Source organism: Paenibacillus nitricinens, from assembly GCF_052056485.1.
GTDB classification, from domain to species: Bacteria; Bacillota; Bacilli; order Paenibacillales; family Paenibacillaceae; genus Paenibacillus_AQ; species Paenibacillus_AQ nitricinens.
Genome location: NZ_CP183948.1, coordinates 2,694,020 through 2,707,541, shown reverse-complemented (window position 1 = coordinate 2,707,541; position 13,522 = coordinate 2,694,020). Strand labels below are relative to the sequence as shown.

Here is a 13,522-nt window from a genome sequence, read left to right as displayed (position 1 = left end):
TTCTGTAGATTGTTTTGTTATACTGATGCTTGCCTTAAATTTTAATATTCGCGAAAGGTTGTGACAGCATTAAATGAATCAACACCGTACTCCCCTCTTCACAGCTTTAAAAAAGCATGCCGCCGGCAATCCCGTTCAATTTCATATTCCGGGGCATAAGAAGGGGCTAGGAACCGATGCCGAATTCCGTGAGTTTATCGGCGATAACGCTCTATCCATCGATCTAATCAACATCGCACCGCTTGATGATCTACATCAGCCAACTGGAGTAATCCAGGAAGCTCAGAAGCTGGCTGCGAAGGCTTTCGGCGCCGACTATACGTATTTTAGCGTACAGGGCACGAGCAATGCCATCATGACGATGATCCTCTCTGTCTGCTCACCGGGTGATAAAATAATTGTGCCGCGTAACATTCATAAATCTGTGATGTCGGCCATTATCTTCTCCGGAGCCAAGCCTGTGTTTGTCTCGCCTGTTCAGGATGAGAATCTCGGGATAGATCACGGCATAACGACCAGTTCGCTGGAACGAGCGTTAAGGCGTCATCCAGACGCCAAAGGAGTTCTAGTAATCAATCCCACGTACTTCGGTGTATGCGCCGACCTGCGTTCGATTGTCGACCTGGCTCACCGTTACGGTGTACCCGTATTGGTGGACGAGGCACATGGAGTACTGATTCATTTTCATGAGGATCTGCCGGTATCGGCCATGCAGGCCGGAGCGGACATAGCTGCCACTAGTGTGCATAAACTTGGCGGCTCCATGACGCAAAGCTCGGTACTGAATCTTAATGCTAAGACGGGTCTGATTAACCCGCAACGGGTACAGACCATTATGAGCATGCTGACTACAACATCTACCTCATATATTTTATTAGCGTCTTTAGATACCTCAAGACGTAATCTCGCGCTGAACGGTCATGAAATGGCGGAAAGAACCATCAGACTGTCCAACTACGCACGCGAAACGATCAATAAGATCGAAGGCCTGTACAGCTTTGGAAAAGAGATCCTTGGGACAGAAGCAACATTTGATCATGACCCAACCAAGCTCAACATTCATGTGCGCCATTTAGGGATCACAGGATACGAAACCGAAAACTGGCTGCGCGAGAAATACAACATCGAAGTAGAACTAAGTGACATGTATAATATTCTTTGCCTTATTACCCCAGGTGATACCCAAGAATCAGTAGATAAATTATTAGCTGCACTTCGGGTGTTGTCCGCCATTCATTATAGCAAGGGTGAAATCTACGAACTTAAGGTTCAGGTTCCAGAAATTCCACAGCTTGCTTTGATTCCAAGGGACGCTTTTTATGCGGATACGCAGTTAGTTCCATTCCGTGAATCTGCTGGCTACATTATTGCAGAGTTTATATATGTATACCCGCCTGGAATACCTATTCTTCTCCCTGGCGAAGTTATCACTCAGGATAACATCGATTATATTATCGACCATGTGGAGATTGGACTTCCGGTTAAGGGTCCTGAAGACCGCAGCATCACTAACATAAAAGTGATTGTAGAAGCCGATCCTATTTCCTAAGACCCATCATTTCCCTAAAAAAAATCATTTATTTATACAAAAACCCGATACCATAATAAGTATCGGGTTTCTGTATATAAACATCAACTGTCATATACACAATAGAACAGCTTAATTTAGTCGCTAAAATCTATTCTTGCTGAGCAAGCAGATTGTTGTAAGCTTCTTCAACAGCTTTCCATTCTTCTTCATCTTCGATATTGTACAATACCATTTCTTCGTCTTCTTCTTCCATACGAAGAATAATGCCATCCGCTTCAGGATTTTCCTTTTCTAACAGCAGCGCGTATAGTTTCTCACCGATGTCGAAAGTTTCAACCAATACCATTTCAACATCTTCGCCCTGCTCGTTCGTCAAGGTCAGCACAAACTCCTCGTGCTCATGGTCGTGATCATGCCCGCAACCGCATGCTTCACCATGCTCATGTTTGTGATCGCTCATTGTAATACCTCACTTTGAATTGTATTATCCTACATCTGGTATACTACCACGTTAGTTTAGTTCAGGTCAATTTAGAACCCTTAATTAAGAGCTGTAATTACCTTTTCTGACACAAGAACGTAATCCGCATTTTTGGAAGCTTTCATATAGAAGCCTACCCGATATTTGCCGGTTTCTTTAAAATCATAAGTAAACTCCGAGGTCGGAAACCAGAAATTATCCTTCTGCGAGCCTTCAAGCTCCTGCGACTGAATATCCTTAACATTACCAGAAGGGTCCGTTATGGCTACTTTCACAGCTGAAACCTCTTCTGTTAAGCTATCTACTTGGGTTAATATCTTAATCTTAAGCTTGCCTACGTTTACGTTACCAAAGACCGTATTATCTTTAAAAAGAACAATATGAACATTAGGCTTAAGAATCGTCACTTTTCCAGATCCGTCCCAATTCACTACCCCGCCCGCTTCTCTAGCGGGAATATATGTTTTTCCATCAATCAAATAACCGCCGTCTACAATTTCCGTCCCGTTGTTCCATACCCTGATTTTCTTACTCACAGAATCGGCGAACAATAAGGAGCCACCCATCAAGGAAAAAGCAAACACACATAAAGTGACTTTTTTCCATCTATTCATTTGAAACCCTCCAAATAATTCATGCTATTAATGTATACTTACTTTGTCTCAGCAAGTTGCGCTAATTGTAGGTAAATATTTCATTCATCTCCCTTTAAATGATATTATGTACTTGTTCAAAGTTGATATATTAGCTAACAGTGATTTCAGGAGGGTACTTTCTTATGAGTCTGAGCCTACAAATGCTAGGAACTGGCAATGCTTTTGCAAAAAACTATTTTAACAATAATGGCCTGCTACTAGCTGATGATTATACCCTACTGATTGATTGCGGGATTACAGCTCCGCTTGCCATGCATGCCATCGGGAAATCCTTCCGTGACGTAAACGCTACTCTAATTACGCATATTCATGCGGACCATGTTGGAGGTCTGGAAGAGCTAGCACTTACGCTAAAGCACGTATACGGGAAAACTATGAGATTACATTTACCTGAGACGCTTGTTGAGCCACTTTGGACCAACACCTTAAAGGGTGGATTATATCAAAAAGATGCAGTAGCCTCCCTGACCGATATCTTCGAGGTTACACCTATGAAACCCGGAATTACGTACAAGCTCGCTCCTTCTCTTTCGCTCGAAATCATACATACGCCGCATATTCCTGGCAAAGATAGCTATTCCCTTCTAATAAATAACGAGATTTTCTATAGCGCGGATATGACTTTTCAGCCGGAGCTACTTATAAGCCTTGTCCGAGAGCGCGGCGTCCGAATGATTCTGCATGACTGTCAGCTTGGCGGATCAGGGGTTGTTCACACCACGCTGAAGGAGTTAATGTCTTTACCTGAAGATGTTCGGCATATCATCAAGCTCATGCATTACAGCGATGAACAACCTCAATTCGTCGGGCTTACTGGAGAGATGGAGTTTATTGAGCAGCATGTAATTTATAAACTCTGATTATGATTAAAAAAAAGACCGTACATTGACGTCCGATGACGTATGTACGGTCTTTACCTTTAGAACTATGAGAAACTCGGAAGATTGTCCAAATTGTTGGTTGGGTCCCCATCCGCGTCGCCGCGAATATAAGTTCCTCCGTCTTTACCTTTAAAAGCATTCACTCCGGCAATATTTCCGGCTTGTACTTCTTGAAGCGCTTGGTCATACGCCAGGACACGTCCTGTAGAGGTCTGGAAACTGGTTAAATCTCCGTCTCCATTTTTCTGTACAGCTACGAAACTTTCGCGTTCGTTATTTGGCACTTCAGCTCGCCCCTTGCACTTGGATTTGCCATCATATGGCACATCCTAGCTTGCTTCATGGAACGGTAAATTATGTGCACTATTTTTAAAGAGTTTTCTGCATCCGTACATGTAAAATACCTGCGTCATAAAAAGGTTCCGTAGAAATCACTTCATATCCCAGCTTCTTGTAGAAATTCTCAGCTTGGCACTGTGCATCAAGAATCGAAGCATCCAGTCCAAGTTCCCGAGCAAGCTCTTCCATCGCAAGCAACAGAACACGTCCGTATCCTTTGACTCGATAATCTTTCAGTACGGCGATACGCTGCATTTTGGCTGTACCTGCTTTGTAATAAATCAATCTTCCCGTAGCCACAGGTACACCTTCATCTATAATTAGAATATGGTGCACATTCGGACCGATAACATCGTATTCATCAATTTCTTCCTCAGCCGGTACCATTTGTTCCTCTACAAATACTTTGGTACGAATATCCAGCCCCATCTGAAGCTGTTCCTCTGTAGTTACCCGTAAGATTTCTGCCGCCATGTTAGTCCCAAACTCCTCTCTCTCTATGTATCCAACGATAGTTGTCTATTATATAAAAATTCGACTAGAAAGAAAAGCCTGAGCATGAGAAATCGTCTTCTACGCTGCACTAATCTGCAGAATATACTTCTTCAGGAATCGAACGATTGTATGTGTCTTGCATCACTGGTGACAATGGAGGATACTGACCTTTCGGCTTTCCATCCAGGTTAGTCATTTCTTTGATTTCCATGACTTTTGTTGGCTTCGCCTCGGAACATCCTCCCAAAACTATCAGTAACAGCAGACAAACACTGACTCCCCATTTCATAAATTTAGACATGGTTTTACTCCTTTCACCGCTCAACTGCAGTTATTCTCTTTACAGCTTTGACGTTTCAGGAGTTTTATAAACCATTGAATCACTTCATTGCCCGATCCTATCCCTTATAAATTCACATTTCCAACAGCATGGACCATGTACATCATTCCTGCCAGAAAGCCAGCTAATACAAAATAAGCGATACCGTATTTCCAGCGTAAGCTAGCCGGCACATCGTAATACTTATCGTTCTCATAGACCGAATAGCTGATATCACAATTCATCTTAAGATGAAGCCCATTCTCTAAGGTCACAGGCTCTAGCTGCGAGATACGTACCTTTTCAATGATGCATTGCTGCGGAAGCGTAGCTCTACCAATGTAGTTCAGCTGATCCCATCTCACCCCTACATACTGCTGTCTTTCCAAATCACTGTAAGTAGTAAAAGGTAAATCTCTTCTATGCTCTGGTCCTGGAATCATGTAGCCTGCATCTCTAAGTGGCACTACTGGAATTAAGAAACTCTTCGTTACAGAATAAAGGCGCTTGTTAGTGCGTCTCTTGACATATTTGTTATACAGATCGTAAGCAAATAATGCCCAAATAATAAAGAATAAGATCGAACGCATATAGATGATGATAGCTAAACCACCCACGAGCCCCACAAGCCACAGCCAGCGCGTCACCGCGGTTGCAATACGGCCACCGTCAAGCGGGTGAATCGGCAGCAGATTGATCAGATTAAGTAAAAAACCTATGTAAGCCAAGGAATAGAGAAGTGGACTATCCATGTAATAAGCCGCCCCAAAAACGGCTGTAGCCCCAATGGTTCCTAAGATCGGACCTCCAAAAGCAATATAAGCTTCTGTCTGGGCATCCAACGGCTGTTTCTTCATTGTAATTAAAGCTCCCAAAAACGGTATAAATAGCGGAGCGCTGACTGGAAGCCCGATCCGTTTCGCTGCTATTACATGTCCTAATTCATGGACTAGCAAGAGCAGGACAAAGCCCACGGCAAACCCCCACGGGTAAATCAAAGCATAAGCCCCTATTGAAATCATCATTGATATTAACGGCCCGGCAATTTTACCTATTTTCAGAAGAGACAAAATCGCCTTTCCTTTAAACAGGAGCATCGCCGCCCCGCCTCCCAACCATTTCCATGGCGTGGAAGAATCCTTTTTCTGCTCATTTTGCGGCAAGATCTCAAGCCCCTTTATCTTTCAATTTTTATCTAACTTCTGTACATTACCATCCATTTTATCATAAGCGCTGCAGGAGTATTTCCATAAAAAAGCACTTGGCTAAGTATACGACGCAACTTTAAAGATGGAATGGGACAAGTATGGCCAACGCGCCCGGTTCAAAATTAGGGGGTGAGGAAGATGCTTGCACTTCAAAGTTTTTCCTCCTCGATTTTAATGATCACCTTCTAGGCAAACGCCGTGAACATTGTAGGCTAAGGGCCATAGACTGTTATCAGGATTTAAACAATTGAGGAGGTTCTCCATGGAATCAAATACAAATTTTCATCAACAGGTCTGTTGGAATTGTATGAACAAATACGTTGGTGTTACAATGACTGACGGTCAATCATTTGACGGCTTTATTGCTCATGTAGATCAAAATTATGTTACCCTTGCGGTTCCAAGCAATGAAATGGTTGAACACATGAACGGAATGCCTACAAAAGAATCGGCGTACAGACAATTTGGCTTCCGCCCAGGTTTTTACCCAAGACGTCGCTTCTATCCACGACGCATTCCTTTTTACGGCATAAGCGATTTGTTTTTACTTCCGTTCTTTATCTGAGATAGTGCAAAGGGGATGTTAGAGTCATCCTCTTTTTTTATTATTTTAAAGACTATGTAAACTATCCTCCCTATAGATTGTAAAAAAAGAATTGCCATCCTACTCTATCGTATGGTATTATGAAATTCGTCGCAGGACGGTAGCTCAGCGGGAGAGCACTATCTTGACAGGGTAGGGGTCATGGGTTCGAACCCCATCCGTCCTATAGAAAAAAGCCTTGAATTTCAAGGCTTTTTTGTTTTTATTCACTTATATTCTATTAAAAACCCCTGTGATACGAATTTGATACGAATCGCGATTTACTTTTCGAATCAGTTCATCTGATCCTCTGGGAAAATATCGCTTCTACCCTCCAACCAATCTCCAAATTCCGCTTTAATGATATATAATTCCCTTCCTGCTTTTGCAGCATAAAAAGGTGTATCTCTTAAGAATTCGTACAGCTTGGCTTGACTCATTTTCATTATCTTTAAGTGTTCGGGCGGAGTGTCATAGGTAAGCTGTCCCAATTAAGATTTTGTTTCTCGGTTATTTCTTGCAAATATCCTTGCCCTCCTTATTGAGTTCTTTTTCTTATACGAGTTTCAGCTCTAAAGCCAACTTGTAAAATGCTCTCCACCTAAATTTTAGTATAAGTAGGTGCGTTTAGTAACCGCATCGCACATCTCCATATCCTTTTGTCAGTCCCTTTGTGTCATTGGGCTTCCTCCCCCTCAAACCAGGTGAAATTGTCTCCGATCTGTTCCCAAACTCAATCTATATAAACCTCTTGGATGTCTTTTTCTGTAGCTTCATCGTTAAACTCTTGAACTTCCGTGTATCTACTCTGTTCGCCCCAACCTCTGTTGTTTACGAAAGTTATTTTCCTCATTTCTTATATCCTTCTTGTGGAAGAGGAGGACTATTCCCCTCTCTGTCCCTGTATCTTCGGTAACTTACTTCAAATAGATCAAGTTGCATATCAATCAACATCCTCTTTTCTTTGCTCCTTCACGATCTGTGTCTTACTGGTTCATATCTTCGTGCAGTGCAACAATTAATATGACTTTCGATGAAGATGCTTCTTTATGCTAACTGGCAGTATAGTTTAACTTAAAATAAACTTTCCGTTCCCCGCAGTTAACTTAAGATGTAATCTGAAAGCACCTTTTTTGAAAGTGATACTCATCAAGAAACGTATTTATAAAGGAGTGGCTTAATGCAAGTTATTAAATCTATAATAGAGTGTCCAGAGCGTTATATAGAGTTTGCTGAATATGTTAAAGAAAAATGGCCAAATGTAAAGAAGGTAGTCCTCCCTAAAATTGACGAAAGTTTATCGGCTAAAGATGGTTTGCCATTTACATTTCTGCTATTGAAAAACGACAAAATAATTGGATTTTATCAATTGATTGTGCAGGAGTATATAATTCGTAAAGATTTATCGCCATGGATTGCACCTTTGTTCATTGACGAGAATGAGCGAGGGCAAGGTTTAGGTTCAGTATTGTTGGAGCATGCCAGAAAAATGGTGGGGCAATTAGGATATACGAAGGTTTATATAACGACCGACCATATTCGTTATTATGAGAAATATGGATTCAGAGAAGTCGGTTTAGATAATTTCGAATGGGGACGACCCACCAAAATTTATGAGCACGACACTATAAAGTAATTTATCGCAACATGGTTTGTTTTGGACTTAACTAACGAGGAACGTTAGTTAAGTCCTGTCACTTCTGGTGCGCTACATGCGTCTGCTTTGTCATAACCTTTATAAGAGAAGGGATACGCCTACTCCCTTAATGATCTGTACCTTCGTACTGTGCATCATCTAGCGGGCAGGATAACGTGGAAACATAATTCTCATACTTAAATTGCATGTTATAGTAATCTAGTGTTCGATTTAGAACTGTTCTCTTTCTAGCGTGTATAATATGTTTTCTCGTTAAGAATGGATGAATGTTAATAATACATATGGAGGTAATTAAGTTTGAGTACTCACTACTATTTCAGTTGGTTTAATAATTTTTTTCCAGAGAAGCTGGTCCATTATTTGCATGAGGATATACAAGACAGAAAATCGCTTGTTATGATTAGCGCTGATCCGTCTGGTTATACAGGTGAGCAAATTAACTTTGATGATGTTTCTGAATGGACATGGTTGAATCAGGCTAATATTATTTTTGAAGAATATCATTTCATTGATTACCGCATGCAGAAGGAAGATGCCCGGCGATTAATTCAAAACGCTTCTGTCATTTTTTTATGCGGTGGGTATCCTGTTTTGCAGAACGATTTTTTGGCGGATTATGAATTATCGGATGTTATTAAGAACAGCAATGCCGTTATAATGGGTGCCAGCGCCGGTGCGTTAAACATGGCTGCAAAATGGTTAAGCTTGAATAACACTGATGAAGCTCAAACAAGTACTATTTATGATGGTATTGGCTTTGATTATTTTGCCTATGAATCTCATTCTCAACGTGACTACGCCACGTTTGTTCAAGGCTATCTGTTCCCCTTATCTGAAGAGATTGATGTTTACGCGGCAGAACAGGAGAGCGCTATACGTGTAAAGGACGGCAAAATAGAAATAATGGGTCCTTTATATTTAATTTCCCGCTCAAAGATTCAGAAATTGGTTGAGACGCTCTAATTAGGATTGTCGGGCAGAAATGATGAATTTTTTAGACCGCCTTCAATGGCGGTCTTTCTATTTCCGGCAGATGCTAGTTGCTCATTTTATTGAACTAACGGGACAAGATAGTTCAATTAACCACTCAGTCGTAATTCTACTTGGTACACCAAGCATCAGGGTTGCATGATAGCTGAAGATAAGTCCAAGAAGAGGAATTTAGAAACATCATAAGAGTTCGCGGAAAAACCCAAAATGAAGTCTTTTTTATACATTGGAAAGAACACCGATATTATTTTGAACGCATCAATAGATATAGGAAGTAAGGCACACTCAGCATTGTTACAATAATCCCTGCTGGAATATCCGACTTAAAGCTGACCGTCCGAGCAATCGTATCCGCTACAAGCAGCAATAGCGCACCAATAAGTGCTGAAGCTGGCAGAAGTACTTTGTAGTCGTGACCTACCAGCTTGCGAGCCACATGCGGACTAATCAATCCAATAAAGAAGATCGAGCCCCCGAGCGCTACACAACCAGAAGCAATGCCTACAGCCGCAATCGCCAGACGCAAAAATTTCTTCTTTACAGCGACTCCTAAGCCTATCGAAATTTCATTGCCTAACACCAAGACGTTCAATGTCCTGAAATTGGAAATAATATATGCGAATAGCAGCAATACCCAAGGTGCTAATAAGCTGATATAAGACCACTTGTCCCCCCATAAATATCCTGCTTGCCAACGCTGCGCAAAATCATACTTCTGGTCATCCAGCTTTAAAGTCAGGAATAACGACAGGGCACTTAACCCCATATTAATCGCAACACCAGTCAAGACAAGTCGTGTAGAAGAAATCAAACGACGTTTTCTATAGGCTAGAACATATATCAGAGCTGCTGCCAGCAAACCACCCAAGAATGCCATAGCTGGTAGTAATAATGTTATAGCGGTGCCTTGAATACCTACTGTTGAGATAATCAGCAACACCATAAGACCTGAACCTGAGCTAATACCAAGCATGCCGGGATCAGCCAGATCATTGCGCAGCAAAGCCTGCATAACAGCACCTGCCAGTGCCATCCCAAATCCAACAAGTATCGCTAATACGATCCGAGGAAGACGAAACTTATAAACAACGAGATTATGCTCTTCTGGACCTTGTCCAAGCAATACTTGAAATACTTCAAGTGGATTAAGAGACACCTTTCCCATATTAAGACTAAGAATAGCTCCTGCAATGAGCAGTATTATGAGAGATAGAATCCATATTGTAGCCTTATGCGATTTAACAACATTCATTTGAAGGCTCTCCTCTCTTTGCTCGCAATTAACAAGAAGAAAGGAACACCAATCATTGCAAAAATAATGCCGAGTGCTGTCTCTGCCGGACGATTAATCAGCCTTCCTGCGATATCCGCTACAACCATAAGTGCGCCGCCGTAAATGGCTGATGCCGGAATAATATAACGATAATCTACACCTACAAAAAAACGCATGATATGCGGTATAATCAACCCTACAAAGCCGATTGGCCCAACAAGTGCAACAGCTACACCCGCTAGTAAAAGGACCGCAAGCGTAGCTATCATCTTAACGAGAACGATCCGTTGCCCGAATCCTTTCGCGATCTCTTCCCCCAAGTTTAAAACAGTGATAGAGCGTGCAATGAATAATGATAAAGCCAGCCCACCTAAGAACCAAGGAATAACTAGCTTAATTTCCATCCATGTTGCTCCAGCCACACTTCCCGAGGTCCAATAAGCAAGGGCACGACCAATTCCATAGTTTAATGAGATAAATGATCCCACAGCTCCAAATAGCATTGTAATGGATATTCCAGCTAGCACCAATCGTTGAGGTGTCATTCCTGAACGATTCATTGAAGCAGCAAGATACGTTAATCCTGCACCAAGTCCTGCGCCAATAAAGCTAACTAGCAAGGTTGTCGTCTGCAATTGCCCTGGAAGGAAAACTAATGTAACGGCCATTGCAAGAGCAGCTCCAGCATTTACTCCCATTAATCCCGAATCGGCTAAGGGATTTCGCGTATAGCCTTGCATAACTGCTCCTGCTACCGCGAGACACATGCCCGCAATAATATCAGCCGCCGTACGTGGAATACGAAGGGCATGGATAATCTGATGCTCGGTCAGTTCAGGATCAAAATTAAAAATCGCTGCCCATGCCATCTTCAGGCTCATGGAAGCAGAGCCAAAAGAGATAGAAGCCGCTACTGAAAGTAGCAGCAGCAATATCCCTAGGAGTAAAAACAGACCGAAATACGATTTCCCTCTTAAATTAGGAATAACAGCTGTTCTATCATCTAGCTTTCTATTTTTTTTCATACGCTGATACTAGCTTCTCAACTACAAAATCTAGCTGCTTATCAAGAGAGTAGATATCTGAATAATATGAAAAATCAAACCCAATTTCGATCAATCTACCTTCTTTGATTGCTGGAATGCTGTTCCAAATGGGGTTGTCCGACAAATCATCAGCCCCATCCCATACAGAACGGAACACGAAGTCTCCTATATACTCAGGTAACACTTCTAAGGAAACAAACCCTCCAGTAGCCTTCTCCCTGCCATCAATCTTCTTCTGAAGAATCTCTGGTGCTTTTAGTCCTAAGTATTCGTAAATAATCTGAGAACCTCTTCCGTAAAGCTTGCTATCGATTACCGCCATCTCTTTTTTGCCGCCCTCGATAATGGTTACTGTCTTATCTAAAATTCCAAGTTCATCAAGCTTCTGCTTACTTTTCTCCAACTTCTCGTGGAAATTATCTAATAAAGCTTGTGCCTCCTGCTCCTTGCCAAATACCTCACCAATCTTCATTATACGTTCGTCTGTCGCCATTTTTTCATAAGGAATTGGAATGGTCGGTGCAATATCCTTAAGGATTTCGTAAGTTTCTTCAGAAGCAGCTATGATCAAGTCCGGCTTTACTGCCATAATAGCCTCTGGATTAGGTTCATACCATGAACCAAGATCTTCAATACCCCCCAGCTCTTCGGCAAAGGCCGCTCCTTCAAAGACACTCGAAGTACCTACTGGCTTAATGCCGAGGGCAACAAGATCCCCTTGAAGGTATAACACGACAACTCTCTCTGGATTAGCTGGAACGACAATATCTCCCTTTACCGTAGAGATAGTTCTTGTCTGAGCCTCTTTATTGTTATTGTCAGTTGCAATTGAATTATTAGCTGATGATGATGTAACTTCAGAAGCTTTGGATCCCTTAGAATTCGTGGCATTAGAACCAACGTTTGCAGATCCGCATGCACTTAAAAGCAAGGTAAAGCTAAGCAGCATCGCTACAATAAAACTTGATGTCTTTGTTATTCGCATAGGTGAAGACCCTCCGGTTATTTTATTATGATAACAGTAGTGATAATGATTATCATATTCAACAACATTATATCGGGAGGATATGTTCTCGCCAATGGAGAATCTGGCGGTGGTAAATGGACGATTCTCCGATAAGCTCACCTGCCTGCTTTCCTTGCGGAATCGGATGGGAGATTGACCATTGTATTTACTAAACATACGACTGAAATAATACACATCGCTATATCCAACTTCTTCTGCAATATCGCGAAGTGGAGCATCGGTACATCGTAATAGCTCTTCTGCATGTTCAAGCCGGTATCGTATCAAATATTCGATCAAGCTGAACCCCGTCTCTCCTTTAAAACGCGTTGATAAATGACGAGGGCTATAATTAAATTGCTCCGCTATAGATTCTAGTGATAAATTGTGACGATAATGCACCTCAATATAACGGACAACCTGCCCAATGACATCCGGTTGCCTGAGGTTAATTCCATCCTTTGTAAACTGCTTTAATAATTCATGTATAAACTGATAGAACAAGCCTTTAACTTGAATTCTTTCCAATAAGCTTCCTTGTGCCCAGAGTTGTTCCATTGCCATTAGTTGATAGTGCAGTGGCAATGGCTCCAAAGACTCGAAGCCATACTGCATCCGAAATGGGTTGCTTCGTTCCAAAAGTCTTGCTAAATCCTTTCTTCCTGGTAAGGAGGCTCTATAGAATAATAAATAGTATTCAAAAATCTTCCCTGCCTCTATGCTTAGTCTCATACCCTTGCCACCATGCACAATAAAATGACGGTCTGCTTCGTAATCTATACCGTTGAGATTCAAGCTGGCCGCACCCCGTACACAGTAGATAAATCCACATGCAGGTAATATATAGCCTTGCAGCTTGTCCCCAGGCTCCATCACAGCATGTCGAATATCCAGCACTTTAACGGCTGCATAATTCCATGCGGCAATATGATCTTCCAACTTCATCTTGCATTTCACTCCGATCCGTTACACAATCTATTTAAGTTAATTACATTTTAAACATTGATAATGATTATCAATTAGTATTAGGCAGCTCATCTATTTTGTCAATCGCTGT

14 protein-coding genes and 1 tRNA gene are annotated in these 13,522 nt (G+C 41.8%); 6 read left to right on the top strand and 9 right to left on the bottom strand.

Features of this window, described 5'->3' with window-relative positions; all coding sequences use genetic code 11:
- The first annotated feature begins 73 nt into the window (after window positions 1-73).
- Window positions 74-1,549 carry an aminotransferase class I/II-fold pyridoxal phosphate-dependent enzyme gene (locus tag ACN6KS_RS11830; RefSeq protein WP_094871400.1) on the top strand — a complete coding sequence of 492 codons (1,476 nt, stop codon included), beginning with the start codon at window positions 74-76 and terminating at the stop codon, window positions 1,547-1,549.
- 130 nt (window positions 1,550-1,679) lie between these two features.
- Here ACN6KS_RS11830 and ACN6KS_RS11825 read toward each other — a convergent pair whose 3' ends face one another.
- Window positions 1,680-1,991, bottom strand: a complete 312-nt coding sequence (locus ACN6KS_RS11825; RefSeq protein WP_042187300.1) for a DUF1292 domain-containing protein — start codon at window positions 1,989-1,991, stop codon at window positions 1,680-1,682.
- 80 nt (window positions 1,992-2,071) lie between these two features.
- Window positions 2,072-2,626 carry a copper amine oxidase gene (locus ACN6KS_RS11820; RefSeq protein ID WP_042187298.1) on the bottom strand — a complete coding sequence of 185 codons (555 nt, stop codon included), beginning with the start codon at window positions 2,624-2,626 and terminating at the stop codon, window positions 2,072-2,074.
- Between the two features lie 164 nt (window positions 2,627-2,790).
- Between ACN6KS_RS11820 and ACN6KS_RS11815 the strand changes: the two genes are divergently transcribed.
- Window positions 2,791-3,528, top strand: coding sequence for an MBL fold metallo-hydrolase (locus tag ACN6KS_RS11815; protein WP_094871399.1), 738 nt, complete (start codon window positions 2,791-2,793; stop codon window positions 3,526-3,528).
- 65 nt (window positions 3,529-3,593) lie between these two features.
- Here the strand turns inward: ACN6KS_RS11815 and ACN6KS_RS11810 are convergent, their stop codons facing one another.
- From ACN6KS_RS11810 to ACN6KS_RS11795, 4 genes are all read right to left on the bottom strand, one after another.
- Window positions 3,594-3,833, bottom strand: coding sequence for a DUF3892 domain-containing protein (locus ACN6KS_RS11810; protein ID WP_042187294.1), 240 nt, complete (start codon window positions 3,831-3,833; stop codon window positions 3,594-3,596).
- Between the two features lie 85 nt (window positions 3,834-3,918).
- Window positions 3,919-4,362 carry a GNAT family N-acetyltransferase gene (locus tag ACN6KS_RS11805; protein WP_094871397.1) on the bottom strand — a complete coding sequence of 148 codons (444 nt, stop codon included), beginning with the start codon at window positions 4,360-4,362 and terminating at the stop codon, window positions 3,919-3,921.
- 109 nt (window positions 4,363-4,471) lie between these two features.
- Window positions 4,472-4,684: a hypothetical protein gene (locus ACN6KS_RS11800; RefSeq protein ID WP_440962071.1), complete on the bottom strand. Its 213-nt coding sequence runs from the start codon at window positions 4,682-4,684 to the stop codon at window positions 4,472-4,474.
- 104 nt (window positions 4,685-4,788) lie between these two features.
- Window positions 4,789-5,865 (bottom strand): site-2 protease family protein, encoded by a 1,077-nt coding sequence (locus ACN6KS_RS11795; RefSeq protein WP_440962070.1) that lies wholly within the window; start codon window positions 5,863-5,865, stop codon window positions 4,789-4,791.
- Between the two features lie 307 nt (window positions 5,866-6,172).
- Here ACN6KS_RS11795 and ACN6KS_RS11790 point away from each other — a divergent pair, with 307 nt between their 5' ends.
- From ACN6KS_RS11790 to ACN6KS_RS11775, 4 genes are all read left to right on the top strand, one after another.
- On the top strand, window positions 6,173-6,475 hold the full coding sequence (locus ACN6KS_RS11790) for a phosphatidylinositol kinase (protein ID WP_094871392.1): 303 nt from the start codon (window positions 6,173-6,175) through the stop codon (window positions 6,473-6,475).
- Between the two features lie 133 nt (window positions 6,476-6,608).
- A tRNA-Val gene (locus ACN6KS_RS11785) sits at window positions 6,609-6,680 on the top strand.
- A 993-nt stretch (window positions 6,681-7,673) separates the two neighbouring features.
- On the top strand, window positions 7,674-8,129 hold the full coding sequence (locus ACN6KS_RS11780) for a GNAT family N-acetyltransferase (protein ID WP_094878153.1): 456 nt from the start codon (window positions 7,674-7,676) through the stop codon (window positions 8,127-8,129).
- A 318-nt stretch (window positions 8,130-8,447) separates the two neighbouring features.
- Window positions 8,448-9,113, top strand: a complete 666-nt coding sequence (locus tag ACN6KS_RS11775; protein WP_440962069.1) for a cyanophycinase — start codon at window positions 8,448-8,450, stop codon at window positions 9,111-9,113.
- Window positions 9,114-9,384: 271 nt separating this feature from the next.
- On the opposite strand, the gene ACN6KS_RS11770 is transcribed toward ACN6KS_RS11775, so the two are convergent.
- The 3 genes from ACN6KS_RS11770 to ACN6KS_RS11760 are packed head-to-tail and all read right to left on the bottom strand — an operon-like array spanning window position 9,385 to window position 13,410.
- Complete coding sequence (locus ACN6KS_RS11770; protein ID WP_094878155.1) at window positions 9,385-10,392, bottom strand: FecCD family ABC transporter permease; 1,008 nt, start codon at window positions 10,390-10,392, stop codon at window positions 9,385-9,387.
- Window positions 10,389-11,438 carry a FecCD family ABC transporter permease gene (locus ACN6KS_RS11765; RefSeq protein WP_094878156.1) on the bottom strand — a complete coding sequence of 350 codons (1,050 nt, stop codon included), beginning with the start codon at window positions 11,436-11,438 and terminating at the stop codon, window positions 10,389-10,391. The genes ACN6KS_RS11770 and ACN6KS_RS11765 overlap by 4 nt, the downstream gene beginning before the upstream one ends.
- Window positions 11,425-13,410 carry an AraC family transcriptional regulator gene (locus tag ACN6KS_RS11760; protein ID WP_094871380.1) on the bottom strand — a complete coding sequence of 662 codons (1,986 nt, stop codon included), beginning with the start codon at window positions 13,408-13,410 and terminating at the stop codon, window positions 11,425-11,427. The genes ACN6KS_RS11765 and ACN6KS_RS11760 overlap by 14 nt, the downstream gene beginning before the upstream one ends.
- Window positions 13,411-13,522 lie beyond the last annotated feature (112 nt).